Annotated in this window: 30 protein-coding genes; 10 read left to right on the top strand and 20 right to left on the bottom strand. The window is 36.5% G+C overall.

All coding sequences use genetic code 11. The features are described 5' to 3' along the window. Positions 1 to 165: 165 nt before the first annotated feature. From FJR11_RS20735 to FJR11_RS20720, 3 genes are all read left to right on the top strand, one after another. Complete coding sequence (locus tag FJR11_RS20735; RefSeq protein ID WP_168507154.1) at positions 166 to 747, top strand: hypothetical protein; 582 nt, start codon at positions 166 to 168, stop codon at positions 745 to 747. Further along, positions 662 to 1,441 carry a hypothetical protein gene (locus tag FJR11_RS20725; RefSeq protein ID WP_254444805.1) on the top strand — a complete coding sequence of 260 codons (780 nt, stop codon included), beginning with the start codon at positions 662 to 664 and terminating at the stop codon, positions 1,439 to 1,441. The genes FJR11_RS20735 and FJR11_RS20725 overlap by 86 nt, the downstream gene beginning before the upstream one ends. A 195-nt stretch (positions 1,442 to 1,636) precedes the next feature. Beyond that, positions 1,637 to 2,053, top strand: coding sequence for a UPF0158 family protein (locus FJR11_RS20720; protein WP_168507152.1), 417 nt, complete (start codon positions 1,637 to 1,639; stop codon positions 2,051 to 2,053). A 64-nt stretch (positions 2,054 to 2,117) separates the two neighbouring features. Here the strand turns inward: FJR11_RS20720 and FJR11_RS20715 are convergent, their stop codons facing one another. Beyond that, a complete protein-coding gene (locus tag FJR11_RS20715; protein ID WP_168507150.1) occupies positions 2,118 to 3,068 on the bottom strand; it encodes a pentapeptide repeat-containing protein in 951 nt (316 codons plus the stop codon). A 344-nt stretch (positions 3,069 to 3,412) separates the two neighbouring features. Here FJR11_RS20715 and FJR11_RS20710 point away from each other — a divergent pair, with 344 nt between their 5' ends. Continuing rightward, positions 3,413 to 6,115, top strand: coding sequence for a substrate-binding domain-containing protein (locus FJR11_RS20710; protein ID WP_168507148.1), 2,703 nt, complete (start codon positions 3,413 to 3,415; stop codon positions 6,113 to 6,115). Positions 6,116 to 6,162: 47 nt separating this feature from the next. Here FJR11_RS20710 and recJ read toward each other — a convergent pair whose 3' ends face one another. From recJ to def, 6 genes are all read right to left on the bottom strand, one after another. After that, on the bottom strand, positions 6,163 to 8,472 hold the full coding sequence (gene recJ, locus FJR11_RS20705) for a single-stranded-DNA-specific exonuclease RecJ (RefSeq protein WP_168507146.1): 2,310 nt from the start codon (positions 8,470 to 8,472) through the stop codon (positions 6,163 to 6,165). Positions 8,473 to 8,549: 77 nt separating this feature from the next. Beyond that, positions 8,550 to 9,356 carry a PD-(D/E)XK nuclease family protein gene (locus FJR11_RS20700; RefSeq protein ID WP_168507144.1) on the bottom strand — a complete coding sequence of 269 codons (807 nt, stop codon included), beginning with the start codon at positions 9,354 to 9,356 and terminating at the stop codon, positions 8,550 to 8,552. A 34-nt stretch (positions 9,357 to 9,390) separates the two neighbouring features. Next, positions 9,391 to 9,813: a PIN domain-containing protein gene (locus FJR11_RS20695; protein ID WP_015080161.1), complete on the bottom strand. Its 423-nt coding sequence runs from the start codon at positions 9,811 to 9,813 to the stop codon at positions 9,391 to 9,393. 17 nt (positions 9,814 to 9,830) lie between these two features. Next, positions 9,831 to 10,046, bottom strand: a complete 216-nt coding sequence (locus FJR11_RS20690; protein ID WP_168507142.1) for a hypothetical protein — start codon at positions 10,044 to 10,046, stop codon at positions 9,831 to 9,833. 194 nt (positions 10,047 to 10,240) lie between these two features. Further along, positions 10,241 to 10,444: a hypothetical protein gene (locus FJR11_RS20685; protein ID WP_168507140.1), complete on the bottom strand. Its 204-nt coding sequence runs from the start codon at positions 10,442 to 10,444 to the stop codon at positions 10,241 to 10,243. 12 nt (positions 10,445 to 10,456) lie between these two features. Then, complete coding sequence (gene def / locus FJR11_RS20680; protein WP_168507138.1) at positions 10,457 to 11,020, bottom strand: peptide deformylase; 564 nt, start codon at positions 11,018 to 11,020, stop codon at positions 10,457 to 10,459. 131 nt (positions 11,021 to 11,151) lie between these two features. On the opposite strand from def, the gene FJR11_RS20675 reads away from it, so the two are divergent. Then, positions 11,152 to 12,051, top strand: coding sequence for an ABC transporter permease (locus FJR11_RS20675; RefSeq protein ID WP_168507136.1), 900 nt, complete (start codon positions 11,152 to 11,154; stop codon positions 12,049 to 12,051). A 72-nt stretch (positions 12,052 to 12,123) separates the two neighbouring features. Here the strand turns inward: FJR11_RS20675 and aat are convergent, their stop codons facing one another. Continuing rightward, complete coding sequence (gene aat / locus FJR11_RS20670) at positions 12,124 to 12,699, bottom strand: leucyl/phenylalanyl-tRNA--protein transferase (protein ID WP_168507134.1); 576 nt, start codon at positions 12,697 to 12,699, stop codon at positions 12,124 to 12,126. A 117-nt stretch (positions 12,700 to 12,816) separates the two neighbouring features. On the opposite strand from aat, the gene FJR11_RS20665 reads away from it, so the two are divergent. Continuing rightward, positions 12,817 to 13,146 (top strand): hypothetical protein, encoded by a 330-nt coding sequence (locus FJR11_RS20665; protein ID WP_168507132.1) that lies wholly within the window; start codon positions 12,817 to 12,819, stop codon positions 13,144 to 13,146. A 181-nt stretch (positions 13,147 to 13,327) separates the two neighbouring features. On the opposite strand, the gene rpsN is transcribed toward FJR11_RS20665, so the two are convergent. From rpsN to rseP, 3 genes are all read right to left on the bottom strand, one after another. Beyond that, a complete protein-coding gene (rpsN, locus tag FJR11_RS20660; RefSeq protein ID WP_168507130.1) occupies positions 13,328 to 13,630 on the bottom strand; it encodes a 30S ribosomal protein S14 in 303 nt (100 codons plus the stop codon). A 104-nt stretch (positions 13,631 to 13,734) separates the two neighbouring features. Next, a complete protein-coding gene (nth, locus tag FJR11_RS20655; RefSeq protein WP_371417600.1) occupies positions 13,735 to 14,409 on the bottom strand; it encodes an endonuclease III in 675 nt (224 codons plus the stop codon). A gap of 96 nt (positions 14,410 to 14,505) precedes the next feature. Continuing rightward, positions 14,506 to 15,600 (bottom strand): RIP metalloprotease RseP, encoded by a 1,095-nt coding sequence (gene rseP / locus FJR11_RS20650; protein ID WP_168507128.1) that lies wholly within the window; start codon positions 15,598 to 15,600, stop codon positions 14,506 to 14,508. A gap of 168 nt (positions 15,601 to 15,768) precedes the next feature. On the opposite strand from rseP, the gene FJR11_RS20645 reads away from it, so the two are divergent. Both FJR11_RS20645 and FJR11_RS20640 read left to right on the top strand, forming a co-directional pair. Then, complete coding sequence (locus FJR11_RS20645; protein WP_168507126.1) at positions 15,769 to 16,101, top strand: type II toxin-antitoxin system PrlF family antitoxin; 333 nt, start codon at positions 15,769 to 15,771, stop codon at positions 16,099 to 16,101. Between the two features lie 2 nt (positions 16,102 to 16,103). Further along, positions 16,104 to 16,601, top strand: a complete 498-nt coding sequence (locus tag FJR11_RS20640) for a type II toxin-antitoxin system YhaV family toxin (protein ID WP_168507125.1) — start codon at positions 16,104 to 16,106, stop codon at positions 16,599 to 16,601. 186 nt (positions 16,602 to 16,787) lie between these two features. Here the strand turns inward: FJR11_RS20640 and FJR11_RS20635 are convergent, their stop codons facing one another. The 7 genes from FJR11_RS20635 to serS form a co-directional block, all read right to left on the bottom strand. Then, entirely contained in the window at positions 16,788 to 17,054 is a 267-nt protein-coding gene (locus tag FJR11_RS20635; protein WP_168507123.1) for a Txe/YoeB family addiction module toxin, read from the bottom strand. Further along, positions 17,048 to 17,284 (bottom strand): type II toxin-antitoxin system Phd/YefM family antitoxin, encoded by a 237-nt coding sequence (locus tag FJR11_RS20630; protein ID WP_168507121.1) that lies wholly within the window; start codon positions 17,282 to 17,284, stop codon positions 17,048 to 17,050. The genes FJR11_RS20635 and FJR11_RS20630 overlap by 7 nt, the downstream gene beginning before the upstream one ends. Before the next feature lie 338 nt (positions 17,285 to 17,622). Then, on the bottom strand, positions 17,623 to 18,006 hold the full coding sequence (locus FJR11_RS20625) for a PIN domain-containing protein (RefSeq protein ID WP_168507119.1): 384 nt from the start codon (positions 18,004 to 18,006) through the stop codon (positions 17,623 to 17,625). Further along, the gene (locus tag FJR11_RS20620) at positions 17,999 to 18,241 is read right to left on the bottom strand and encodes a hypothetical protein (RefSeq protein ID WP_168507117.1); all 243 of its coding nucleotides are present in this window, start codon (positions 18,239 to 18,241) and stop codon (positions 17,999 to 18,001) included. Before FJR11_RS20620 ends, FJR11_RS20625 begins: the two co-directional genes overlap by 8 nt. Positions 18,242 to 18,732: 491 nt before the next feature. After that, positions 18,733 to 20,004, bottom strand: coding sequence for a cyclic GMP-AMP synthase DncV-like nucleotidyltransferase (locus tag FJR11_RS20615; protein ID WP_168507115.1), 1,272 nt, complete (start codon positions 20,002 to 20,004; stop codon positions 18,733 to 18,735). A gap of 4 nt (positions 20,005 to 20,008) precedes the next feature. Further along, on the bottom strand, positions 20,009 to 21,031 hold the full coding sequence (locus tag FJR11_RS20610) for a CBASS cGAMP-activated phospholipase (protein WP_168507113.1): 1,023 nt from the start codon (positions 21,029 to 21,031) through the stop codon (positions 20,009 to 20,011). A 212-nt stretch (positions 21,032 to 21,243) separates the two neighbouring features. Continuing rightward, positions 21,244 to 22,524 carry a serine--tRNA ligase gene (gene serS / locus FJR11_RS20605; protein ID WP_168507111.1) on the bottom strand — a complete coding sequence of 427 codons (1,281 nt, stop codon included), beginning with the start codon at positions 22,522 to 22,524 and terminating at the stop codon, positions 21,244 to 21,246. Between the two features lie 215 nt (positions 22,525 to 22,739). Here serS and FJR11_RS20600 point away from each other — a divergent pair, with 215 nt between their 5' ends. After that, positions 22,740 to 23,321 carry a Uma2 family endonuclease gene (locus FJR11_RS20600; protein WP_371417601.1) on the top strand — a complete coding sequence of 194 codons (582 nt, stop codon included), beginning with the start codon at positions 22,740 to 22,742 and terminating at the stop codon, positions 23,319 to 23,321. 20 nt (positions 23,322 to 23,341) lie between these two features. Here the strand turns inward: FJR11_RS20600 and FJR11_RS20595 are convergent, their stop codons facing one another. Beyond that, positions 23,342 to 23,914: a DUF3611 family protein gene (locus tag FJR11_RS20595; protein WP_168507107.1), complete on the bottom strand. Its 573-nt coding sequence runs from the start codon at positions 23,912 to 23,914 to the stop codon at positions 23,342 to 23,344. A gap of 123 nt (positions 23,915 to 24,037) precedes the next feature. Between FJR11_RS20595 and FJR11_RS20590 the strand changes: the two genes are divergently transcribed. Next, positions 24,038 to 24,571 (top strand): cofactor assembly of complex C subunit B, encoded by a 534-nt coding sequence (locus FJR11_RS20590; protein WP_168507105.1) that lies wholly within the window; start codon positions 24,038 to 24,040, stop codon positions 24,569 to 24,571. A 463-nt stretch (positions 24,572 to 25,034) separates the two neighbouring features. Here FJR11_RS20590 and FJR11_RS20585 read toward each other — a convergent pair whose 3' ends face one another. Continuing rightward, a complete protein-coding gene (locus FJR11_RS20585; RefSeq protein WP_168507173.1) occupies positions 25,035 to 25,358 on the bottom strand; it encodes a DUF3155 domain-containing protein in 324 nt (107 codons plus the stop codon). Between the last annotated feature and the right edge of the window lie 276 nt (positions 25,359 to 25,634).

Raw genomic sequence — 25,634 nt, 5'->3', positions numbered from 1 at the left:
GTACGTCAGTTCTGACCGTTGGGGAAACTTTAAAACCACAGTGGGTTACTTATCCAGAAAAGTAAAACCATAGGTGAAATTGATTTGGTTCGCTTGGGTACAAAAGAAGATATAACTGTATAATTTTTAAGTTATAAATTAACTCTCAGAAGGGTGTAAAACAAATTGACTACCATCGGAAGTTATCAGGTAAAAGTGTTAATTGAATCTAACATAGAGGAAATTGCTGTTATTTCTCCAGCAACTATTGATGATCTTCCCAGAAATTGGTCTTGTGACTGGTTAAATATCTGGAATGGAACTGCTTTTTACTGCGAAAATATAGTTAAGATTGTTTATAATAATCAAGTATGGGGATTAGTCAAATATGGTCTATATCCATATTTTTATCCTGAACTTGCACCTCCCATATTTCTAGAAATAAACAATATAGAAGCACATCCTACCAGTCAAGGAGATGCTACGGCAAGATTTATTGAACCTCTTGGTAAATGGTTAATTTGGTATGCAATCAAGGTTGCTTTCGAGTTTTGTCCAGTAACAGCAGTAGAATCATTCGTTTATCTAGAAGCTTATCCTGAACGTGTGCCATACTATAGAGATAAGGTACAAATGGAGTATCTTGGTTTCTCACGTAGCACTCCTAGTGGAGAAGATTTATATGTCTTCAGATTTTCACGAACCGCAGCAGCAGAATTTTGTCAGCGACATGAAACAAGATGGGGAAAGCCTAAGCTATATGAGTAGCGATGAAGTAATGGCAGGATCAAAACAGATAATGACTCATGCCCAAAGACAAGCTTTTCTGAAAACATCTTATTTAGGAAAGTTACTTGGAGTTGCACATTTACTTCCTGAAGTTGAAGAAGTAAAAGCAGAAATATCGGAAGATTTACCACACTTAAAACGAGTGCGTGTATCAAAATTATATACTGACAACTGGACAGGAAACAGCAATGAAAAAAACTTCATTGAAAATCCAAATTGGCAACAAATAGAAACAGCTATTCGTGATTTAGATGGCAATACTAAAACTTTAGTTAGTTTAAAAATTGATGATGAAAGTTATATGATGATTGGTGGTGGTAATTCTGGTAAATATATTGTTACTGCAACTTTAGATAATGAGGTTTTTCATTCTCTTTTGTGTCAGGTTTATGAAATATCCAAATCAGATGTTTATCATAAAAACATGAATTCATCTCGTAAAAAAGAGATTTTATTATCTAGTTTTTATCAAGCATTAATAAATACAAAGAACAATAATGTTAGTTCTGCTAATGAGGAAAAATTAATTGTTGGTGGACAAGCAGGAAATTATTCTGATAAAATTTGTGTTAATTTACCTCAATGTTTAATAGCTGCAATCACTTTTGCTGAATTAGGTGAACTTGAATCTTTGTTTAGTTGGGAAGAAGATCAATCTTTAGTTACTGTATAATTATCCAGAAAAGTAAGTGAAAGTATGCGTAAAATTGATTTTTTAACCTCTTTTACCGCTTGGGTAAAGATAAAATATGGTAGTTTATAATAATTATTACGAGCTAGGGTAAAATTATCATCCTTTTTGATATAATCCTCAGAATCTACTACAGAGGTAGGTAATTAATAGTAGCTACTAATTAGATAAGTCATCATGAAAAAGCTCGAACTCAACCCAGATATTGATTGGATAATAGACGGATTAAGAAATGGTGAATTAGGTGAACTATATCTTGATATACAAACAGGGGAAGTCATCTTAATATCTAATGATGATGATGATGAAACGAGTGACTTAGATCCACAAGAGTTAATGTCTAATGAACCCTATCTTAAAATACCCAATTTCTGCGATAGTATTCGTGATCTAAAAAAATTTATAGACAGTATTCAAGATGTGAAATTGCGTTCACAGGTAACAGAGGCTTTTTATCAAAAAAGTAAAGGAGGATTTAAACGAGTTAAAGCAATTGTAGGGAATGATTGGGACAATTTTGAATACCTACAGATAGCATCTCGTTTTAAATCTTGGCTGAAATCTCAAGAAATAGAAATAATAGATGAAAGGTAAAAACACAAACAGATATAAATCGAGTTAGAAAGCTATTTATATCTCATGAAAGGTTTAATCTACATTATTTATCAACATCAACCCAAACCATTCCAGCACTTACAGGGTCAAAATCTAGAGGAAATTTAGTAAATCGGTTATAGTAGGAGTTTTGAAATTTCGCATCTACAATTATTGTATTTCTTAGGTCTGTAAAACCTAAGTCTGCTCCTGTGAGGTCTGCATTAGTTAAGTTTGTACCTTTTAACTCTGCACTATATAGGGATGCGCCCTTGAGATTTGCCCCTTGTAGGCTGGCTTTTTCTAATGTTGCTTCTGTTAATTGTGCTTCTGATAAATCTACTTCACTCATATCTACTTCAAATAGCAATGCTTCCACAAGGTAAGCCTGAGAGAGTTTAACTTTAGGAGCAATTAAGTACATTCCTGCTTTAACTGGATCAAAACCTTCAGGAAAGCGAGTTTTTTCATTATAAAAAGCACTTTGTAAAAGTGTATCTTGAAGTTCTGCACCACTCAAATCGGCATCAAATAAACGCGCTATTTTGAGATTTGCTTGCTTCAGGTTAACTCCTTGCAGGTCAGTCTTCTCCAAGTTTACCCTGTCCAAATCCGCATTCTGTAGGTTTGCCCCTCTCAGATTTGCCATACTCAAGTCCCATACCCCTAATAGTCTAGCTTGTCTCAGATTTACGCCTTGCAGGTTTGCCATACTTAATCCTGTCCCTATCAACTCTGCCCCTTGGAGGTTTGCTTCTTCCAGGTTTGCTCCCTCCAAAAATGCTTCTGATAGATCAGCGTTTCTTAAGTTTGCGCCTCTCAAGTTCACCCCTCGTAAATTTATACCAAACAACTCTGCCCCTTGGAGGTTTGCTTCTTCCAGGTTTGCTCCCTCCAAATCTGCTTCTGCAAGATAGGCTTTTCTTAAGTTGATTTTTTGGAAATCTCTTTTTCCCTCGGCATAGAACCTCAGAAATTTATCAACATTTGTCTCTGGTGCAAATCCTTTTTTCATATATTTTTCCTTTTGTAACTATTTTTCCTTGATTTCTTCTATTGAGAGCATGAATTTTGGTTTTTAATTAATCAGAGTGCGTTAAAACGCAATTTAGCGACAAGACTAGAAATTTATTTAGTGGTTGGGGTGGAAGCCAACAGATAAGCCAGTTCTAGCTTCAGTTGACACCTCCTGATTCCTTCTTTGTGCTTCCGACTCCCGACTCCTACTTTTTTATTTTAATCACTTGTGTTATCACAGATAAAAATAACTAAGGCTGTATAATTAGGCCGTCTCCTCAATCAAAAAACTATTTTGAGTATCTGCGAGTAGTCCGTTTATTTTAGCTTAATCAGGGATATATGTGGCAACAACAAAAAAAAGATAGTGTAATTATCAATCTGGCCTTATTAATGGCGATGGCTACCAGTTCGATGGTAGCAAATTTATTTATTTCTGTGCCTGTCCAGGCAGAACCTAAGAATAATACTCCTGCTTTTCCTCTACCGCAAACAGTGGAAAATGGGACTGTAATTAAAGTTGATGGTTCTCTTAACTTTGTCATTGTCAACCAAAGTCTTAAAGAAAACTTTGAAAAGCAGTTTTCAGGAACTCAGGTAGAAATTGGCGTGAATGGTAACGAAGATGCCCTGAAAGCGGTTTTAGATGGTAAAGTTGATCTAGCATCCCTTGGTCGCAGACTCACCCCAGAAGAAAAAGCACAAGGGTTAAAACAGGTGTTGGTGCGTCGAGAAAAAATCGCCATTATTGTTGGTGTCAATAATCCCTTCAAAGACAGCCTGACTACTGAACAATTTGCGAAAATTTTCCGAGGGGAAATTACAGACTGGTCAGAAGTGGGAAATGCAAAAGGTAAAATTAGATTTATAGATCGTCCCTCTATTAGTGATACTCGCACTTCCTTTAATGAATATTCAGCATTTAAGTCTGATCAATTATTAACAGGGACTAATGCTGTGCAAATGGTAGAAGATAACACTCCCGACATCATTAAAGAATTAGGTAATGATGGCATTAGTTATGTTTTAGCAAATCAGGTTTCCAAGCTGCAAGATGTGCGAGTTTTAAAAGTACAGAATTACTTACCAGATAATTCTAAATATCCCTTTTCCCAGCCTTTTGTTTACGTTTATAAAGAAAATCCTAGTCCCAAAATCAGGGATTTTCTCGGCTTTATTTTAGCTAAACCAGGACAGGAATCTATAGAAGCTGCTAGAGAAGGAGAAGCACTTGCTATTGCGGCCAGTGCATTGCAAACTATTACTGCATCAACTCTTACAACCACTCCTACCGCTACTCCTACAACTACTCCGACAACCACTCCTACAGCTACTCAAAGTCCATCTTTAGCACCTATTATAGAAACCCTAGTTACACCCCAACCTGTAGATACTGGAGGTGAATCACTGTTAGTAAATCCCTTTAGTAATCCCTCAATGATTACTAAAAATCTCAGATTTTTCTTGCTATTGCCTTTATCTATGATTGCGGGATTAAGTATCTTTTTACCGTTGTGGTTGAGAAGAAAAAAGCGATTACTTAATCAAGAAAGCGATTCTATTTCAGCAGCAACTCCTACTCTATTAGATTCAGAAGAAATTGCCCCAATTACAACTAATCATCATAATGGAAATGGAAATGGAAATGGAAATGGAAATGGGAATGGGAATGGAAATGGAAATGGAAATGGAAATGGAAATGGCTTCAACAGTGTAAATTACGATGAGGAAGATAACTCCGAGGAAGTAACACTAATCAACGACTACAACTTACCAAAAATTAAAGAAGAAAAGTCTGAGGAAGTAACACTAATCAATAACGCATCTTTCACAGATATACCGCAGACAAATTCCCTCATCAATCAGACAAAGCAAATTAATGAACTTGATTTAGACTATGGTGAAGTAATTTGGGATACAGAAGCCCCTGTAATTGTTGTCAATAGTCACTATCCACAAATCCTGAATACTCATTACAACCCAATTGATGCAGACATACCCACAGACGAACTGACCAATTCCCTACTAGAACCACCTGAACCATCAGCACCAGTATTTAATCAAAAGATTACATCCTTATCGGAATTACTCGGTATAACATCTAAACCAGTTAACGAAGATAACACCCAATCAGAATTACTTGATACATCCCCTGTACCAGTTAACGAAGATAACACCATATCAGAATTACTCGATACATCTCCTGTACCAGTTAACGAAGATAACATCCAATCAGAATTACTTGATACATCCCCTGTAGCAGTTAAGCAAACACCAGAAGATCAAGATTTATTATCTGACTTACCATCAGAATTAGGAGAGGCTTTAAAAGCCATAACCAATGAAATTCAACTCCAAACACTTGATATAGAAGAAGAGATATCTCCTACTCCATTGAATCCCAAAATTACAGATGAAGACATAGCAATGGAGTTAGATGCAGAGATAGAAGCTTGGACTAATATTAATCAAATCAACGGAGATGGAAATACCAGAATTATTTTCACACCCCGCACTCCCAAATGGGCTTACGTATCTTGGTATATTTCCGCAAATCATCAACAAACATTACAGAATCAAGGATTTACTACCTTAGCAGTGCGTCTCTATGATGTTACTAATCTTGATCTCAGCTATCAGCATCCTCAGTTAGTACAACAATACGAATGTGAAACCGCAATCTATGATCGTTATGTGCCTATTCCCAGAGGTGAATGTGACTACATGACAGAAATTGGTTATCTGAATAATGATAATCGGTGGTTGTGTTTAGCACGTTCTGGTACAGTTCGCATTTTCAGTCGTCCCAGTGCTGATTTCTGGTTTGTCGTTGATACAGAATTAGTTATTCACGGTGCAACAGAACAAGGTGCAACTATCACAATTGATGGGCAAAAAGTCAATCTCAATCCTGATGGTACATTTAAGCTAACTGTTCCTTTTGTAGATAACTTAGTTGATTATCAAATGACAGCAACTTCAGCTAATCAAGAAGATACTAAAACCATTGATAAAAAGTTTTTCCAAGAAGAGAAAGAGAGTTAGTATTATATAGATCCCCGACTTATCCAAGAAGTCGGGGATCTAGGATATTACGAAATCATAGCAACAATCATAGATAAAGGAACATGAAAAAAATAATCCCGTTGAAATTGTTCTTCTCTGACAGCAGCTAAAAATTGGCTAATGACATGATCAGCGGGTTTTTGATAATATGTAGAATCCCAGATAATTTGTAAATGATTATCTTGACGTTGGATAATAAACCCTAAATATCTTAAAGCTTGAAATCCTAAATATAGACTTTGATCACTAATACCCAATTTTTCTAAAAGCTGTCCACGGGTAACTAGTTGATTTGTCCGACTAAGGTATTTAGCAATGCCTACTAAAGTTAGCCAAATGTCACTGATAGTGCAGTTTTGGGGATTTTTCCAAGCAATAACTAATTGTTTTTTATCAGATAGCGATTTCTTCAACCATAAACGTAAATCCTCCCAATTAGTCGGACAATTTTTCATGATTAATAATGATTTTTCTGATTTTATTTCTGCTAAATCTTCCTGATTTCGCCAATCTAAAATTATCGCAGAATTCTGAGTTTTTAGTTCAGATTCAGAATTGGAACGAACTGCAACTAATCTAATTTCATAGCGTTTTTTAAAGCTGTTAAAATCAATTTCAGCAATACAATCACATCTACCAATGGGCAATTCTTCTTTATAATGCCCCCACCAAATCCCCGGAAAAGGATTATTAGTAGAATCATCTCGAATATCAAAATCAGTTTTAATATATTGGATTTTTTTACCTTTCAAATCTTGCCCATTTCGATGCCAAGAATTCTCAAACCAACAATTTTTAATTAGTAACTTGGGAATAGGATTTCCCATACCACAGGGTTCTAAAAGTTTGAGTTCCAAAAATAAATCTTTGCCCAAATCTGCAACCGTCACCACCAAGTCAGCTTGTACCGTGGGAGTGAGATTAATTCCTCCTAAAGATTGGCGTAATTTTTGGTTAATTGCGGCTGTAAATAACGGGATATTTTCTACTAACAAACTCAAACCCGCTGCAAAAGGATGTCCACCAAAACGATGTAATAAATGGGCTTGTTCTTGAACTAATTGATATAAATCAACAGAATTTATAGAACGGGCTGAACCTCGCGCTAGAGATGGGCTAGAACCTGTCCCATTTTCCTTTATTTCTGTACTTAACAAAATTGTCGGTCGCCCTGTTTCTTGGGCAATTTGTCCGGCAACCAGACCCAAAACACCAACCGCCCATTGAGGATCTTCTAAAACAATGACGCTAGTAGTTGATAAGTCTAATTGATTGAGTTTTTTAGTAACTTGAGCTTGAACATCTTTTTGTAAAGACTTACGACGGGAATTAGCTAATTCTGTTTCTTCTGCAAGTTGTTGACAACGCTGCATATCTCTACTCGTCAATAATTCTACACAAAAACTAGCGTCACCATGAATGCGACTCACGGCGTTAATTCGCGGTCCCAAACCAAAGGAAATATCTGTCGGGCGATCGCCACTTCTCTGGCATAATTCTAATAACTTACCCACCCCAGGCCTTCTTCTTGCTGTTGGTAGTTTTTTAAAATCTGTGTGTAATTGTTGAATTCCCAATTGTGCTAAATACCGACAATCACCACTTAATTGCACCAAATCAGCAATTAATCCCACGGCCACTAAATCTAATAAATCAGTTAATGGATGTGTGGGAATATCTGGTAAACTTAGATATAATGCTTCCACCAATTTATAAGCAACCGCTACACCAGAAAGATGATATAAAGGATGTTCCTTGGCTAAATAACGAGGATTAATAATTGCGACTACGGGAGGACGTTCTAATGGTAATGTATGATGGTCAGTTACAATCACATCTATCCCTAAACTTTGGGCATAAATGATTTCTGAAATATTTGTACTACCCGTATCACAAGTAACAATTAATTTACAACCTTGTCCAGCTAAAATATCAATTCCTGGTTTATTTAAACCATGGGATTCTGTTAAGCGATTGGGAATATAATAACTTAATTGGCGATGTTGCTGAAAAAATTCACCCAAACCATCCCATAATACCGCAGTTGAAGTAATTCCATCTGCATCAAAATCTCCCCAAATAGCAACTTTTTCTCCCGTTTTTCCCGCAGTTATTAACCGTTGTACAGCCAAATTTATTTCCTGTCCAAATTCAAAGGAACTCGCAGGTTGATAACTTTGATAATTAATAAAAGCTGCTAATTTTTCCTGATCTTGAATTCCCCTTTGCCAAAATAATTGAGCCGCAAAATTACCACCTGCTGCTGGTGCGTATTTTTTTACTAATTCGATAAACCAATCAGGGGGTTGTTCCGTTCCCGTTAAAATCCATTCCATTTTAAACCACATTCTAACTTTTGTATTTCTTTCTTCCTTTGCGTCTTTGCGCCTTTGCGTGAGGCCAGGAATATATTTTAAAGTGATACTTCTGCAATATTTTCCAAACTAGGAAACTGTTGATTAATATCTATATTCACCTGTTTGATGCTTTGACGTTGACACCTCACTGCATATTGACAAGATTCACATATTTTCTGAGATTCCTTAATTTGCGGTAAGGATATATTATATTCATAATCTTTTATCCATTTTGTGAGATTGCTTAATAGTTGATTTAATTCCTGTGCTGTTTTGTGATGGTCTTTTTCATTATATAAAAATTTGATTTTTTTAGTTTGCTCTTTTGATTGTACAAACCAGTAAGTCATGGAAATATTTTCTAATAAATAGTTGCTAGTTTGTGCCATGACATACATATACAGTCTTGTTTGCCAATTTTGAGCTAATGTTTCTGATTTTGGTGGTTGGGGATAGGTTTTCCAGTCGAGAATTTGGGCTTGATTTTGATCAGTAATTAATAAATCATAAATAACTGTGAGGAGATAATCTCCAATTTGCAAAGTTCGATAATGTTCACTTTCTCGAAAGGTTTGATCATCAATATTAGTTGTAAATATTTCTGGGGCAATTTTGCTAAAATCAGTCATCCAATTTTGCAATTGAGGATCTGCTTGTAGTAATTTATTAATTGGTAAACCCATTTCTCGCTGCTGCATGAGCAAGTGAAACCGACTACCTAAAATTTGATATTCTTCATGTTTAGGATCTAAAGGAGTATTCAGTTGTTCTAAATAGCTATGCTGGAATTTGCGCGGACAAGCTGCGAGTAAATTGAGATGTCCTTGGGACAGACGAAGTATTTGGGTAGAACTTGGTAGCATAATTTTATATGGCAGAATTTAAATCATCCCAAAATCAGTATCTCCAATTATCTAATTGTAAAGGATAACCTAATAATTGAATCTTTTGATAGTGTTTAGTATTTCCTGTTACTAAAATTAAATTATTTTCTATAGCAATTGCAGCAATTAATACATCTGCTAATCCTATAGTTTGTCCAGTTTTTTCTAAATCGGCATAAATTAATCCAGATAATTCAGCACCTTTTTGTTCTAAAGATAAGATTTCCATTTGTGGTAAATCTATTAAAAATTCCTGAATCCGATCATTGCGGTTTAATTTTCTCCATCCTTTGATAACTTCTGAGACTGTAATTACAGATATTGTATAATTTTTAAAAATAGTTTTATAAGCAATAGCTTTAGCTATAACTTGGGGATTTTTACCTTTCCGAATTTCCGATAAAATATCTGTATCAATTAAAGTTTTATTTTTCACTGTTAATTTAGCATTTTTTAGGTTCGATGTTTTAACATATCTTCAATCAGTTCATCAACTAATTCTGCATCATCTGACCATTTGCCAATAAATGAATCGTTGAGAATCTCTGGTTGAGTCAATTGCTCAATCATGGCTTTAATTAAGTCTGAAATTTGACAATGATTAGTCTGAGTTAATTGTTGGATTTTGTCATAAGTTTCTTGATCTAGTTCTATTTCTATTTTTTTCATAATTAGTTATTATTGAAGTATAGAGAGCATTTATTATAGCGTAGTTGAGTGGTTTTTTTCCGATTTTTAACCTAATCAAGCAATTTGCTGTAATTTTTCTTGATGGTGTCCCATTACTTAGTAAAAAATAAAAGGTAAAAGGGTGAAGTGTGCATTCCTCATTCATCCTCTTACCTTTTTCATATACCTGATGCTTATTTCATATTAGCTCGTGCATCCTTCACTGCGGCAATAAAAAAGAATGCGGTGAGAGGAATGCTCAAAGCTAGGATAATGGCAGTGGCTTGGAAACCAAAATCTGGTTCTCCATAACTGAGTTCAAAAACTGAACCAACAGCCGCTATTGCTGCAACACAAGCACCACCTAAAAATAAACCGCTTTTTGGAGTTAAATACACTACTAGACCACCCTATGCTACTGGTTTGACTGCTTGGTACGAGAAGCCATTTTTAGATAACTCCTCGGCTAAAGTCAAGGAATTTTCTACACGATCTACAAATACCACGCCATTGAGGTGATCCATTTCGTGGAGAATACAGCGACCAAGTAAATCATCAGCTTTTAATGTTTGGGGACGGCCATACTCGTCTTTGTAGGCGACTGTTACCACTTCTGGACGTTTTACATCTAGATAGACGTTGGGAATACTCAAACACCCTTCCTGAGCCACAGAGAGCTTACTGCTAACCTGTTTAATGGTGGGGTTAATTAATACTAATGGCGGATGATCTGGGTTATCTGGTTCGCAATCAATGACGATCAGTTGTTTATTAATACCAACTTGAGGTGCAGCCAAACCAATGCCATCTGAGCTATACATAGTTTGCAGCATTTCGCGCACTATTTGGCGAAGTTCATCATCTATTTTAGTCACACGCTTTGCAGCTTGACGCAAAACGCGATCGCCCAAGTAGTGCATTTGCAAAGGTGGATTTTTTAACTTTTTCTTCTCGACAGCAATATCAGAGGGCATGGTTCTTGATGGCTTAATGGTGAATAATCTAATTCAATTCTATCGTTAGTGGGGAGGGAACAGGGAATAGGGAACAGGAAACAGGTAAGAATTTTTATTAATTATCAATTGTCAATTATCAATTATTTGCGATGTTTAAATATTTTACGAAACTTGATTACCTACTCAAAGAAACCTTTCTGGGCTTAAAACGGGGAGGATGGATGAATTGGGCTGCTATTAGTACGGTGACTGTGTTACTGTTCCTATTTGGGTTAAGTCTGCAAGTATCTTGGCAAGTAGAAACTCTATTGAACCAATTTGGGAGTCAGTTAGAATTATCAGTTTATTTAGAACCAGGTGTGCAAGCTTTTAATCTCGAACCACTGATGACAAAAATGCCCGAAGTGGCAGCGGTAGAAATGATTACTAAAGAAAAAGCTTGGACAAAGTTAGTTAAGGAATTTGGTTTAACTGATATTGATGGTGCTACTCAACAGCTAGGAGGTAATCCTCTAGTTGATGAAATGAAGGTAAAAGCAGTCAATCCCCAAGTTGTCCAAAATTTAGCGACACAGTTAGCGAAATTACCGGGGGTAAATGTGGTGCAATATGTTGATGAAGCTGTGAAACGGGTGGCACAGTTGCATCGAGGTTTAAACTGGATTACTTTAACAATTACAATTATTTTAACTTTAACGGCGATCGCTGTCACCACAACCACTATCCGTTTAATTGTCATGGCCCGTCGTCAAGAAATAGAAATTATGCAATTAGTGGGAGCAACTGCCACTTGGATTTATCTACCATTTATCTTACAGGGAATTTCCTTTGGATTATTAGGTGGGGCGCTGGCTTGGAGTTTTATTTCTCTAACTCAACAATTTCTTAACCGCTTACTAATTAACCAACCCGATTTTATCCAATTTCTCCGTCACGGTTTACAACTCACTACTTCCCAAACTTTACTCTTACCCCTAATTCTGTTAGGTTTCGGTGCAAGCGTCGGATTAATGGGTAGTTTGTTCGCTGTTCGCAGGGTTGCTAAATGATAGGTGACAGGGAACAGGGAACAGCGTGGAAAGTCTATTTGTGTCTAGGTTTTACCAATTACCAATTACCAATTAAATCAAGGTGCAAGAAGTTGATAATGCTTGTTTTAGTAAAATTTCATATTCTTGACCACTAACATGATAAGCCCCAAATCTGGCTAAATGAGGATTCATCATTTGTGCGTCAAATAGTCCAAATTTCCTTTGCCGCAATCTTTCTACCAATTTCACCATTGCCACTTTAGAACCTTCAGAAATGTCGAAAAACATAGATTCACCAATAAAAGCACCACCAATGACAATGCCTAAAATTCCCCCTGCGAGTTTGTCACCTTGCCAAGTTTCAAAGCTATAAGCATAACCAGTTTGGTAAAGTAACCAATAAATCTTTTCTAATTCTGGAGAAATCCAAGTTGTGTCACGGTTAGCACATCCAGCCACCACACCCAAAAAGTCCCGATTCACAGCTACTGTGAACCGTTCTTGGTTAAGAACGCGCTGTAATGACTTAGGATAGCGAAAGCGTTCATCCAAAGGGATTAAAGTCCGTTCCTCACTTCCATACCATCCCAGGTTATTACTCTCATCAGCCATGAGAAAATAACCTTGAGCATAACCCCGAATAATAGCGGCAACATCATATTCCATAGTTTAGTAAATCATCAAAAAAATCCCCCAGGTGAAAGCAATAGGCTGCTACTGTGCATTTTCTTGCGTTCTTCTGAGATTACCTTGGTAAGCAAAATCTATTTAAGATATACAAACATGACTCAAGCAATTCCACCCATTACCCTACCTCCTTCGGAAAATCCCCTGCAAGAAGGGGAATGGTTGCAACAAAACTTACTACTATGGCTTGATGAAGAGTTTATTCCTGAAGCAATTAATCAAAACATAGCCCAGCGGGCATCACAGATTTTTGTGAGACAACGTATGGAAGGAGAAAATGACTTAGGTTCTCTGGTAATTGCCATTGTCACAGAGATGCAGTCATTTGATTTTTCTAAAAGCTTTTTTGGAGAGTTTGCGATCGCCAACGCCGTTAGCGATCTACTCTTAGACAGCTTGGGAATTGATCATTGCTGTGGGCAATAATAAAGCAGGAGTCAGGAGTCAGGAGTCAGGAGTCAGGAGTAAAACCATCTTGATACTTGATTTTTGGCTTAAATTTTTGACTTCATTTACCTGCAATCTGCCGTATCTTGGTCATTAGTCATTGGTTCACAGCAAATGACAAATGACCATTAACAACTGACCATTGACAACTGACTACTAACTACCAGCTAGACTTAACAACACCAGGTAAAAGACCTTCGTGGGCCCATTCCCGGAGGACGTTCCGAGATAGTCCGAAATCACGGTAAAAGCCTCTAGGACGACCTGTTAACCAGCAACGGTTGTGCTTACGAGTAGGCGCACTGTCACGGGGTAATTGTTGAATTTTGCGGTGGATTTCTAGCTTCAGCAAGGGAGATCCTGCTGTTCTGAATTCTTCTAGTAGTGCTTCCCGCTTGTCAGCATACTTAGCTACCATCTTGGCGCGTTTCTTCTCGCGCTCAATCATACTCTTCTTCGCCATGAATTCCCTAATCTAATGAAAGACAGCATTCCCCATTCTACACCCTTCATCACAATTGTAGGGAAAATAGAATATAAATTTCCACGACTCAATACTCTCAAATATCACACTCTGGGACTCTGCGACTTTGCCTGAGATAAATTCATATCACACAAATCAGCCAATTCACAAAAATCACAACCAGGAGAACGGGCTTTACACACAGCCCGACCATGATAAATTAATCTAATTGACCAATTCTCCCAATCTGGTTGGGGTAATAACTTCATTAAATCTTTTTCAATTCCCACAGGTTCGGTATTTTTCGTCAACCCCAAACGCTGACTTAACCGCTTAACATGAGTATCTACTGTCACCCCAGCATTGATACCATAAGCATGGGCTAAAACTACATTTGCAGTTTTCCGTGCTACTCCTGGCAGCTTTAAAAGTTGTTCCATTTGATTAGGAACAACAGCATTAAAATCACTGACAATCTTTCGACAAGAACCTTGAATATTCTTGGCTTTATTGCGATAAAAACCCGTCGAACGTACCAATTCTTCTAACTCTGTTAAATCTGCATTTGCTAAACTTTCTGCATCAGGAAATCGCCCAAATAATCCTGGTGTAACTTTATTCACTCTTTCATCTGTACATTGAGCGGAAAGAATAGTTGCTACTAACAATTGTACAGGAGTTGCATAATCTAAAGAGCAAGTTGCATCTGGATAAAGATCCTGAATACGGGCAAGAATTTCTAAAGCCCGTTGTTTTTTAGTTAATGATTTACGAGTCACGTCAGAGATTTTAAATTTAAGATTATTATTTGGTGTAGGGGTTTAGCACTGCTAAACCCTGCTAAACCCCTACAATTACCATTGATAAAACTGGATTTACAATTTCTGAAATAATTGTTGGATAAATTCTAATTGGGTTGTTTCTTTGACAATTAGGAAAATACCTAATCCTAAAAGTAACACCAAACCAGTTTGCATCACACTTTCTTGAATTTTGTTAGGTAAAGGCTTACCAAATAATCCTTCAATGAGTAAAAATGCTAATTGTCCACCATCTAAAGCGGGAAGTGGCAAAATATTAATAATTGCCAAGTTAATACTAATAATTGCCGCAAAAGAAAATAAATTTGTGCTATCACTAGCGGCTAATTGTGCGCCAATTTGGACAATTTTTACAGGGCCAGAAACTTGTCCTACCGTTTGCCCAAAATTAGTAATTAACTGCCCAAAACCTTGGAATGTCCCCACAACTAACTGTTGAAAACGATTAGCCGCAACTTTGAGAATCTCCAAAATATCTTGGGGACGGCGATAAATTGCTTTACCATTGGGGCCTAATTCAATTCCCACTAGACCTTTACCATCAGCACCCTGCTTAGGAGTTAGTTTCAGGTTAGTTTGTTGGGTTTCGTGTTGAATTTTTAAGTCAATTTCTTGATTAGGATGGGTTTGAATTTCCTTTGTCAATAATGTAGTTGCGTCTTTACCTAGAGGAATTTCTTGGCCATTTACAGCCAGAATAATATCTCCTTCTCGAATTCCTGCTTGGTAAGCAACGGATTGTTCATTGACAGGTTTGACAAGGACACCGGGTTGATACTGAAATTCTTGGGGGATACCAACGATACCCAATTGTAAAGCTAACATCAAATACGCAAAGATTAAATTTGCAATTACACCCGCACTAATGACAATAGCACGGTCTAAAACTGGGCGATTACGCAGCAAATTCGGGTCATTGGGGGGAATTTCGCTATCTGGATCATCATCGGGAAAGCCGACAAAGCCACCCAAGGGGAAAGCACGGATAGTGTATTCTGTTTCTGATCCTTGGTACTTTAAAAGAATCGGACCAAAACCCAAGGAGAAACGGTTAGCGTAAATACCTTGAGAACGGGCGGCTATGAAATGTCCCGACTCATGTACTAAGATCAAAATAGCCAAAACTGCGATCGCTGCTAAAACTGACATAGAGCAAATTAATCAAAATATTCGGATATATATCTTTATTGTAGTTTGGGAATGGGCAGACAGACCCCATTTGCGGTGTTGGTTTTCTTTCAGGTGGACTACTCTGGACACGGTAATGCAATTGCATTACTTTTGTGATAGAATCTTCTTATAAAATTAACAACGCTTATGGCTGCAAAATTCACTTTTCAAGCAGAATCTACTCTCACTGACCGCTATCAGACAACCGTTCCTGATAATATCAGAAAAGCATTAGGCTTAAATAAACGCGATAAAATCCGTTACATTATTCAGCCAAATGGTGAAGTGGTTATATCTCGCATTGAGCAAACAGAAAATGATCCTGTATTAGAAAAGTTTCTCAGTTTTCTGGCTGAAGATATCAAAAAGAATCCGCAGCATATTCAAGCAATTAACTCTGATTTGATTAACCGTGTTCAGTCTTTGGTTGGTGATGTTGAGTTCAATCTTGATGAACCACTGTCTGATGAGGATGAGTAATTTTGTCTAAAAGTCAGCCTCCAGTAATCAATGGGTGGAATATTTTTGCTCATTCACTTTTCTTGGAACAATTTGAAGAACTTTTCACACAAGTTGAAATCTTACGTCAAAAAGATCCTCAAAATTATCATCGAAAAAATGCTACCAAACGTTTAGCAGCCATAGCCAAACTTGCATTTGCAGTTATTCCTGAAGATCCCACACGGGAAGAATATCGTCAAGGAATCACCTTGGGTAATGATTATAAACACTGGTTTAGAGCTAAATTTTTTCAACAGTATCGGCTGTTTTTTCGTTATCACCAAGAAAGTAAAATTATTGTTTTCGTTTGGGTTAATGATGAAAACTCTAAACGAGTTTATGGAAGTAAAACAGATGCTTACCGTGTGTTCAAAAAAATGCTGGAAAATGATCATCCTCCTGATGATTGGGATGTTCTCCTCACAGCAGCAAAAGCTGAATCTAATCGTTTAGAAAAAGTAGTAAATATAGAAATTTAACTTTAACTTTAGCAATTATTTGTCAGAATCAGGATGCACAGGATTTGAGGATGTACAGGATGTTTTTTTAATATTGATCTACAGCCTCAAAAATTGGACTAATTCAAATATTCCAGAATGTCAACATCAAATACAATCCTGTTAATCCTTTAATCCTGGTTATCCTGATTCTGACAGTTAAATATACTATTCATAATGAGTCCACATTCGTAAAATTTTCACCGTATTTTCCGATTCAATCACTTCATATACTAAACGATGTTGAATATTAATCCGTCGTGAATATGCACCTTCTAAATCTCCTACTAATTTCTCATAAGGTGGGGGATTTTGAAACGGATTGATTTGAATAATATCAAGTAAGCTTTGTGCTTTATATTTTAAATTAGTCGCAGCCAATTTTTTAGCATCTTTCTGAGCTTGTTTAGTATAAACTAAATTCCAATTTACCACTCTAATTCCTCATCACATTCTTCTATTGGTGTTGCTAATCCTTCTTTAATTGATTCCCTCATTCCTGGAATAGAAAGTAAATATAGTGTTTCTTGGATAGATTTCCAGTCTGCTTCAGATAATAAGACTGCGTTGCTATTGTCTCCTGCAATGACAATAGGTTGATGAGACTGATTGACTGAATCAATTAAATCCTGTAATTGTTGTTTTGCTTGATTAATTGAAATCATAATCTTTATTTTGAGATTACATTATAATAAATAATAGCATGAAATTTGAAAGAATGTCAGAATCAGGATGTACAGGATGTTTTTTAATATTCATCTATATTTTATGAAATTGCATTTTGTCTGATAGCGTAGCGTGGCGCAAGCCATATCAGGATGTCCAGGATTTGAAGATGTACAGGATGTTTTTTAATATTCATCTACATTTTATGAAATTGCGCTAATTCAAATATTCCAGAATATCAAACTCAAATACAATCCTGTTAATCCTTTAATCCTGGATATCCTGATTCAGACAGTTAAATATTAATATAAATCGGTGCATCACACCTTATTAACACCTAACGCACTACTCTAACTTCAACCCCCATATTAATACTACCCCACAACCGATCAGTTGTGAGAACAGGCTGATTAAGAATAATACCTAATGCTAAACAAGCCCTATCACCAAATGAAAGCCCGATTGATTTAGTAATTGGCCGCAACATTCCCGCTTTTAATGCTTGTTCTTCATTAAAATCAATAACTTCAAGATTGAGATTAGAAAGAATCTGTCTAATATCTTCTTCCGGGATTCCTTCGTCTGCTAATTTTGCTATAACTTCAGATAAATTCACTGTACTAATGGCAGCTTTACCAATAAACTTTAAAACTTCTTCGCTACCTGTTTCTTGATTGAGTAAAGCTAAAATAGCAGAAGCATCTACAACAACTTCACTCATTTAAACTTTCCTCTTTTCGTTCCTGAATTAATTCTTCAGACAGTTTTCTACTAGCAGGAATATATTTTCTAAAAATAGCCTGAGCATTTTTCACAGAAGTTTGAACATGATGAGTAATTGGGCTATCTTCTAATACAAGAACAGCATTATATTCTCCCATCGGTATATCTACAGGAGAATTGACTAATAATTTGCCATCATTTGTTATAGTTACTTTTATGTCTAGTGTTTTCATAGTTTACTCAATTAGTTAATGATCATGTTAATTATACCAAATTTGTCAGAATCAGGATGTCCAGGATTTGAGGATGTATAGGATGTTTTTTAATATTCATCTACATTTTCAGAAATTGTATTTTGTCTGAATCAGGATGCACAGGATTTGAGGATGTACAGGATATTTTTTTAATATTCATCTACATTTTCAGAAATTGTATTTTGTCTGAATCAGGATGTCCAGGATTTGAGGATGTACAGGATGTTTTTTAATATTCATCTACATTTTCAGAAATTTCTCTAATTCAAATATCCCAGAATATCAATATCAAATATTATCCTGTTAATCCTTTAATCCTGGGTATCCTGATTCAGACAGCTAAATATTAATAAAAAACGGTGCATTACATTTCATTAACACACCCTAAAAAATGAGCGATCGCACTAACCGTTTTGTTTAGGTAGGCATTTTCGTATTTCACCAACGGTATCTATATTTCGGCAGACACCCTACCTTGAAAGTTTAATCGGCACATTAATTCTATCCCGTGCTACACAAATATTATTTTTAATAATATAACATTCCACAAAATGCGCTCCGTGAAAATCGCTTGATTCAATTTTTTCATGATTTCCACCATCATTCAGAATTTGTCCTCGAATTTGATTTCTTTTTATTGCTTCTTCTCCAACATTACGAACCTTCCATTTGACTTGAAATGGCTTTGGTACATTACAGTTAACAATATGAAATTTTAGGCTTTTACCTCGAATCAAGGGTAATCTACTTACAATCATTTCAGTTAATGAATGAGGTCTAAAACCTTTTTGTAAAACTAGGCAATCTATTTTCAAATTATATCTAATATCGATCTGAAAATAATTCTCGATAAATTCTTCAGACTCAAAGGGAAATCGAACATTGCCAAAGTGACGCTGCCAAGCTTTACAAGCATCAGCTTGGCTTGTATCCTTATGCAAGGATTTTTCCGCAGATTGAGTGAAACTAGCAAGCTGCCCTAAAAAGTAATCCTTGTTAGTTTTGCTATACTCCTCTAGTAAATTTTCATAAGCTGGAGTTGTCGGACGATAGCAAACAAAATTTCCCTCTAAACTACTCTTTATGTTTTTTAGAGTTTCATAAAGGGCTACATCATCTCGTTCATGAAAAACAATATTATTAGCCGCTAAAATTGAGAAAATCAATCCACTTGGTAATTTACTTCCTCTGGATTTTCTGTAATCACTCCAAGCTTTTAGATAACGCACAATTCGCTTCAATTGACCCTTATCGTCAGATTGATCATTAAACCATTTGATGAATTCTCTAGGATCGCTTTTAATCCATCCTTTACTCCCATGAGCTAGATATGGAGTTTGACCTTCAATGATGTAGTAAATAGGTAGGTCAAGGTGATAGTCTTCAGCATAGACAAGTCTTACACAGGTTTGCTTATCAATAGAATCTTGTTTCGTATGACCATCAATTGCTTCGTTAATCCATCGGTGAAATGTGCTAACGGACTGACTGGGTTCTGCTTCTACTTTGAAATAGATACCATCATCAATATCAAACTCTCCATCAAGTGGTTCAATAATAGTATTCATCATGAATGAACCCTGCCCATGAAACCTTGGGTGAAAGCCATTCTGTTTATATCGAAAGTACCGCCTAATCCTCTCACGAACAGCGTCACGGGATGTACGTAATGTTTTTTTTCGCTTAGATTTCAAAGCAATTAAATTGTTGAACTCCAAAAAAAATTTATGACAGTTTGCCATGTAACTACCTAATAAGATATTGTTTACGCTCTTTAAAAAATTCAGCAATTTCTGGTTTCCTACCCCAAAATAATGCCTGATCTGTCCCCATCTGTGACATCAACTGCAATGCTTCTTTGGAAGTATTATCAAGGTTAATAATTTTTGCTTGATCTGGAGATAAAGGCGCACCAGGGATACGAACATAATCAAATGGAGAATCGCAGTAATTTGCTAAACTGTCCACAAAATAACTTGTAACGTAAGCCTGACCCTCAAAAAATGTAGTGATAAGATCCTTATTCCAGTCAAGAACTGAACGATGATATTTAGAAACAAACCGTCTTCCAGGATTCGGTTCTAGAGAACCAATAGACATCACCATTAGTTTCTGAAATCTTTTACCATTGCCAACAAAGTACCGGAGAGCCTCCACGACACCAACTAAAGTTGGATTATTGGCATAAACTCCTCCATCAATAAACTGTTTTTGATCGTAACTATCAATAGTAACTATAGGTAGGTAAGCAGGTGCTGCACTTGTGGCAAGAGCTATGTCAACATACTTTGTTTTGCTATCCCTACGTAAATTTCCTTCATTATGGTCATACTTAAAAATGAATGGTCTACCATCAGTTAAAGAAAATGCAGGGATACACAATAAAGAGCGAGAGTCTGCAAGTGTTCGGTCTCCAAACATTTCCTGCAATGCTCTCCTCAATTCGTTGTTATCATACTTGCTTCTCAGAAAAACCTGTTTGAGCAAACTTAGAAAACTATTTTGCTGCGGAAAAATTTGTTTGCCACGCCTGTAGTATAAGTTGCTAATCAGACTTACAGGTATATTTAGGGATAAACCCAGTGCAATCAACCCTCCTGTTGACGTGCCACAAATCAAGTCAAAATAATCAGCGATGTTACAATTAAATCTATCCTCAAAATGTTCTAGGATTCTGGCTGAATATAGCCCTTTAATCCCTCCTCCATCTATTGATAGGACTTTAAATATTTTTGAATCAGAAGCAGAATCTGAGGGAGAGTTAACCATATGTTGACTGCCAGTTTTTGAGATGAAATGCAGAAATTAGCCTAAAATTTTCTAAGCTTAGGCTAAATCTTGTGTTATCTCAAATTTTACCTATTGCCTCAGTATACTTATACTAATTTCTAGGTAGGGATAACCGTACAGGCTTTACATAAGCAATGAGCTATACCAAACCTATTAGGTTTATTATGCTTGTTATTCCTAACTTATTTAAGTTACAAAACCTCCCTACCCAAATAAACCTGCAAAACCTCCGGTACTTTAATCGTCCCATCTGATTGCTGATAATTCTCCAAAATCGCCGCCATAGTCCTACCCACAGCCAAACCAGAACCATTTAAAGTATGCACAAACTGCGTCCCTTTCTTACCAGATTCCTTAAATCTAATATCCGCCCTTCTCGCTTGAAAATCAACACAATTAGAACAACTAGAAATCTCTCGATACTTCCCAGCAGAAGGCAACCATACCTCTAAATCATAGGTTTTTGTTGCCCCAAAACCTAAATCAGCAGTACATAAATTAATCACCCGATAAGGCAATTTTAAAGCCTGTAAAATACTCTCTGCACTGACTAGCAACGTCTCCAATTCATCAAAAGAACTTTCCGGTTTTACTAACTTCACCAACTCCACTTTATTGAATTGATGCAACCGAATTAAACCCCGCATATCCCGTCCATAACTTCCTGCTTCTCGCCGAAAACATGGCGTATATGCAGTATGATAAATTGGTAAATCTTCCGCGTTGATAATATCCTCTCGATAAAGATTAGTCAGAGGAACTTCCGCAGTAGGAATTAACCATAAATCATCCTCTGCACATTTAAAACTGTCCTCTGCAAACTTGGGTAATTGTCCAGTTCCCGTTAAAGAATCAGTATTTACTAACAACGGTGGACTAACTTCTATATAGCCATTTTCAATATGTTTAGAAAGCATAAATTGAATTAATGCTCGTTCTAAACCTGCACCCGCACCTATCAAACTTACAAACCGAGTTTGGGCAATTTTTACCGCTTTTTCAAAATTGAGAATACCCAACTTTTCCCCAATTTCCCAATGGGGTAAAATATTTGGATTTTCGGGTTTATATTCATCTCCCCATGTTTTCACTTCTTGGTTATCATCTTCACTTTTACCAATGGGGGTAGAATCACTGGGTAAATTCGGAAGTGCTAACAGTAATTGATGAATTTGGGCTTTTAATTCTTTTTCCTGGGGTTCTAATGAGCTTAATGTGATTTTCAGGCTGTTTCCTTCTTCCTTTAAAGCCAGAATTTCTGCATCTTGAGGATTAACACCAGATTGTACCTTTTGTCCCACCAGTTTACCAATTTCATTACTGCGGGCTTGGAGTTCGTTGCGTTTTACTTCCAATTCCCGTTGTTGTTGACTTAAATCTAAGATAGGCTGAATCTCGTATTTACCACTACGAGTATTCAACTTTTCTTGTACTAATTGGGGATTTTCTCTAATTTGTTTAATATCTAGCATTGGTGAATTTCGTTAAGTTTTGTCAATTATACTTGATTGAGATGATTAATCGTAGGGGCTTAACAATGCTAAAACCTATATACCACTAATGCCACGTTTCTTATCTGTGTTTATCTGCGTTTAATTATAATCAGTAGCAAATCCACAAAATATAGTTGATAATTAGTTCAGATACTCTTCTCCATTACCTAAGCGTTAAGGAGTTTTCAGGAATGATGACAACTCAATCAGTTATTTTAAATATCAAAAATGTAGAGTTAAGTGATGATCAATTTTATCAACTATGTCAAATCAATGAAGATTGGAAACTTGAACAAACAGCTAAGGGAGAATTGATAATTATGCCTCCAGTTGGTGCAATTAGTGGTAATAGAGAGTCAGAATTTAATGCAGATGTTGTAATTTGGAATCGTCAAACTAAACTTGGAAAAGTATTTAGTTCTTCCACTGTTTTTACTCTACCTAATGGTGGTAAACGTTCTCCTGATGTGGCTTGGATTGCTAATGAACGTTGGGAATATTTAGACATTCAAGAAAAAGAGAAATTTGCGAAAATTTGTCCTGATTTTGTCATAGAATTGCGTTCTCGAACTGATTCTTTGAGTCAATTACAGGAGAAAATGCAGGAATATCTTAATAGTGGTTTACGTTTAGGTTGGTTAATTGATCCTCAAAATCAACAAGTAGAAATTTACCGTCAAAATCAATCTGTAGAAATAGTATCATTACCGACAAGTTTATCGGGAGAAAATGTTTTACTAGGATTTATTTTAGAATTACCTGTTTTCAGGGATTAAGATACTACAACCACTGTCAATTATGGTTTATTAATCCGATTTATTAACCACAAAGATGCTAATAAACCTGCAAAGTGCGCTGACACAGTATTTGTATTTGCCTGGACTATAAGCATATCTAAACCGCTAATAATCCGAGTCGGGTCAAACAATTGAGTAGTTGCGGCTTGAGGAGATATTGACCTAGCGACTAGTGTACCAACTATCGCCTGCGCTCCCAACAGGGTGACTAATATGCCGCCTAAATTTATCCATAGTCCCAAACGTAATACTTGCACGGTTTCCGCCTTGCGGGGGCGATTACTAGGAGTAGGGGATTCTAGTTTCTTACCAATTCTGGTGTAGCGATAAGCCAAGTAAATACCAACGCCCAACAGAACTATGCCACAAATTGCTAAAAATACGCCAAAGCCTGTGCCTGGATTATTATTGGGGCTGTTGGCTTTTTGACTAAAAATGCCAAATAATAAGACAATTATCCCAGATATTACCCCTAATACCAACTGAATCCATAAACTAATCCAACCTGCTAGGCGAAATTGTTGGGCGATAGCCCGGAGGTTAGATGATGGTGTTTCGGAGTTTTGCGACATATAAAAATTAAAAATTAAAAGTTAAAAACAACTTCCGTTTGTTGTCTGTTAGCTGTTACCTGTTTCCAGAATAATTGATAATGGTTTAAGTAAGAGTGAAAATTTCAGACTTAAAAATTAATTATGGATTCTACTGTTTCTCAATCTACTTTCCTGTTAACTTTGCTGTTATCAGTTGGTTTATTTTTCTTTATTCGAGCTTCAACTAAAGACCGCATAGAAATGATGCGGCTAGGTTCAGAACAGGATGAAAATACACTAATGACTTCATTAAAGGAGTATTTTCGCGCTCGTGCTTATCGAGTATTAGCAGTAGATTCGACCAAAAATCAAGTCACTTTTGAAGGATTTGTCAGCCCTAGCTGGTTTTTAGCTGTATTTTTAACGGTATTAGCTGCTGTGGGTTTAGGTTGTCTAGCGTTGGTTTTATCAATGCTTTTTCCCGATTTTGGGCAATTTTTTCTGGTAATAATCCTATTTTCGCCTTTAAGTGGTCTATTGTACTGGAAAAAATCTGGAAGACTTGAAAAGGTGTCACTCAAGATGGAAAATATCCTGAGTGGACAAGACTTCTCAAGTATAATTACTGTGACTGCCCATAGAGATGAACTTGCTGAGTTACAAAGGGCATTACAGCTAAAGACGCTTGACACTTGATTGATTTTTGGGGATAAAAACCAGCACTCTCTACATTCATGTAGACTTCTGACCAAATTTTTGAGTAAATCAGCAGTAGGGAGGAAGGAAAAATTCTGCTTGTGCTGTTAATCTTCCTGATGCCTGGGATGTCATGAGGAAAAATTTAAATTGGTGGACAGAGCTTGATAGTAGTCCAAATTAATGAGAGCATAAATAGTTCATGCTTCATTTTTTGGATGACTTTGGCTCTGTCGCTATTCTCTTGTTGTATAAGCTGATAATAAACTGATTCATCTAACCTTTTGCTGGTTGATGAAGAATTAATTATGCCATGACTTGAGAGAATTCGTTTAAACCCTACTGGCAAATTCCACCACAAAATTAAGAAAAATGGAATTTTTGAATAAACCGGTCAAAATTACCAGTTAATTATTCACAGAGTCAGAAGTCACACTTACAAGATATGATGGTCATTTGTTGTTTAGTTACTAGCCATTGCAACAGCAACAGGTTCTTGTGCTGTTGGTGATTCTAAAATCCTGAGACTAGGGAACAAGAAATGATTCTCTTCTACGTATTGAGCGCCAAACAGACCTTTTTCCGCCCAGAAATAACGGTCTGTTGTATGTTCATTACGTTTTACTAATAGCAGCGCGGGGGGCAAAATACCTTCAGCTTGAATAAACTTTCTTGCTGCTGTCACAGGTTTATCTTCGCCACTTTCAATGCTGTACTGAGGAATATGTTCAAGTATGCGCCGTCCTTCCTGCCTACGACGACTCTTCCGCTTGCGTCTCCGTGCCAACCTATTGTCCTCCTGTTTCAAGCTATAGATTGTAGTTTTGACTACAAAATCCGTCGTCATTATATAAGTTCTAGTTTAAAAAATCAATGGGTTTTAATGTTTTGACACAACTGAGGGAAAACAATTAAAAATTAAGAATTAAAAATTCAAAAAACTGCTGCCTTTTTAGCCATGACCCGTTACCTCTTCTCCCATTACCAGACTAAACTAGATATTTAGAAACGTTGATTGGGGACTGGGGACTGGGGACTGGGGATTGGGGATTGGGTAATTTCC

The organism is Anabaena sp. UHCC 0187 (assembly GCF_009712035.1).
Taxonomy (GTDB): Bacteria; Cyanobacteriota; Cyanobacteriia; order Cyanobacteriales; family Nostocaceae; genus Dolichospermum.
Note: the sequence above shows the minus strand (reverse complement) of the source record. Positions and strands in the feature narration are given on the sequence as shown.

What these genes read in the sequence shown, in the direction of transcription:
- FJR11_RS20725 (WP_254444805.1), top strand. Translation starts at nt 662, where the DNA reads ATGTCTTCAGATTTTCACGAACCGCAGCAGCAGAATTTTGTCAGCGAC.
- FJR11_RS20720 (WP_168507152.1), top strand. Translation starts at nt 1,637, where the DNA reads ATGAAAAAGCTCGAACTCAACCCAGATATTGATTGGATAATAGACGGA.
- FJR11_RS20715 (WP_168507150.1), bottom strand. Translation starts at nt 3,068, where the DNA reads ATGAAAAAAGGATTTGCACCAGAGACAAATGTTGATAAATTTCTGAGG.
- FJR11_RS20710 (WP_168507148.1), top strand. Translation starts at nt 3,413, where the DNA reads ATGTGGCAACAACAAAAAAAAGATAGTGTAATTATCAATCTGGCCTTA.
- recJ (WP_168507146.1), bottom strand. Translation starts at nt 8,472, where the DNA reads ATGGAATGGATTTTAACGGGAACGGAACAACCCCCTGATTGGTTTATC.
- FJR11_RS20700 (WP_168507144.1), bottom strand. Translation starts at nt 9,356, where the DNA reads ATGCTACCAAGTTCTACCCAAATACTTCGTCTGTCCCAAGGACATCTC.
- FJR11_RS20690 (WP_168507142.1), bottom strand. Translation starts at nt 10,046, where the DNA reads ATGAAAAAAATAGAAATAGAACTAGATCAAGAAACTTATGACAAAATC.
- def (WP_168507138.1), bottom strand. Translation starts at nt 11,020, where the DNA reads ATGCCCTCTGATATTGCTGTCGAGAAGAAAAAGTTAAAAAATCCACCT.
- FJR11_RS20675 (WP_168507136.1), top strand. Translation starts at nt 11,152, where the DNA reads ATGTTTAAATATTTTACGAAACTTGATTACCTACTCAAAGAAACCTTT.
- aat (WP_168507134.1), bottom strand. Translation starts at nt 12,699, where the DNA reads ATGGAATATGATGTTGCCGCTATTATTCGGGGTTATGCTCAAGGTTAT.
- FJR11_RS20665 (WP_168507132.1), top strand. Translation starts at nt 12,817, where the DNA reads ATGACTCAAGCAATTCCACCCATTACCCTACCTCCTTCGGAAAATCCC.
- rpsN (WP_168507130.1), bottom strand. Translation starts at nt 13,630, where the DNA reads ATGGCGAAGAAGAGTATGATTGAGCGCGAGAAGAAACGCGCCAAGATG.
- rseP (WP_168507128.1), bottom strand. Translation starts at nt 15,600, where the DNA reads ATGTCAGTTTTAGCAGCGATCGCAGTTTTGGCTATTTTGATCTTAGTA.
- FJR11_RS20645 (WP_168507126.1), top strand. Translation starts at nt 15,769, where the DNA reads ATGGCTGCAAAATTCACTTTTCAAGCAGAATCTACTCTCACTGACCGC.
- FJR11_RS20630 (WP_168507121.1), bottom strand. Translation starts at nt 17,284, where the DNA reads ATGATTTCAATTAATCAAGCAAAACAACAATTACAGGATTTAATTGAT.
- FJR11_RS20625 (WP_168507119.1), bottom strand. Translation starts at nt 18,006, where the DNA reads ATGAGTGAAGTTGTTGTAGATGCTTCTGCTATTTTAGCTTTACTCAAT.
- FJR11_RS20620 (WP_168507117.1), bottom strand. Translation starts at nt 18,241, where the DNA reads ATGAAAACACTAGACATAAAAGTAACTATAACAAATGATGGCAAATTA.
- FJR11_RS20615 (WP_168507115.1), bottom strand. Translation starts at nt 20,004, where the DNA reads ATGGCAAACTGTCATAAATTTTTTTTGGAGTTCAACAATTTAATTGCT.
- FJR11_RS20610 (WP_168507113.1), bottom strand. Translation starts at nt 21,031, where the DNA reads ATGGTTAACTCTCCCTCAGATTCTGCTTCTGATTCAAAAATATTTAAA.
- serS (WP_168507111.1), bottom strand. Translation starts at nt 22,524, where the DNA reads ATGCTAGATATTAAACAAATTAGAGAAAATCCCCAATTAGTACAAGAA.
- FJR11_RS20600 (WP_371417601.1), top strand. Translation starts at nt 22,740, where the DNA reads ATGACAACTCAATCAGTTATTTTAAATATCAAAAATGTAGAGTTAAGT.
- FJR11_RS20595 (WP_168507107.1), bottom strand. Translation starts at nt 23,914, where the DNA reads ATGTCGCAAAACTCCGAAACACCATCATCTAACCTCCGGGCTATCGCC.
- FJR11_RS20590 (WP_168507105.1), top strand. Translation starts at nt 24,038, where the DNA reads ATGGATTCTACTGTTTCTCAATCTACTTTCCTGTTAACTTTGCTGTTA.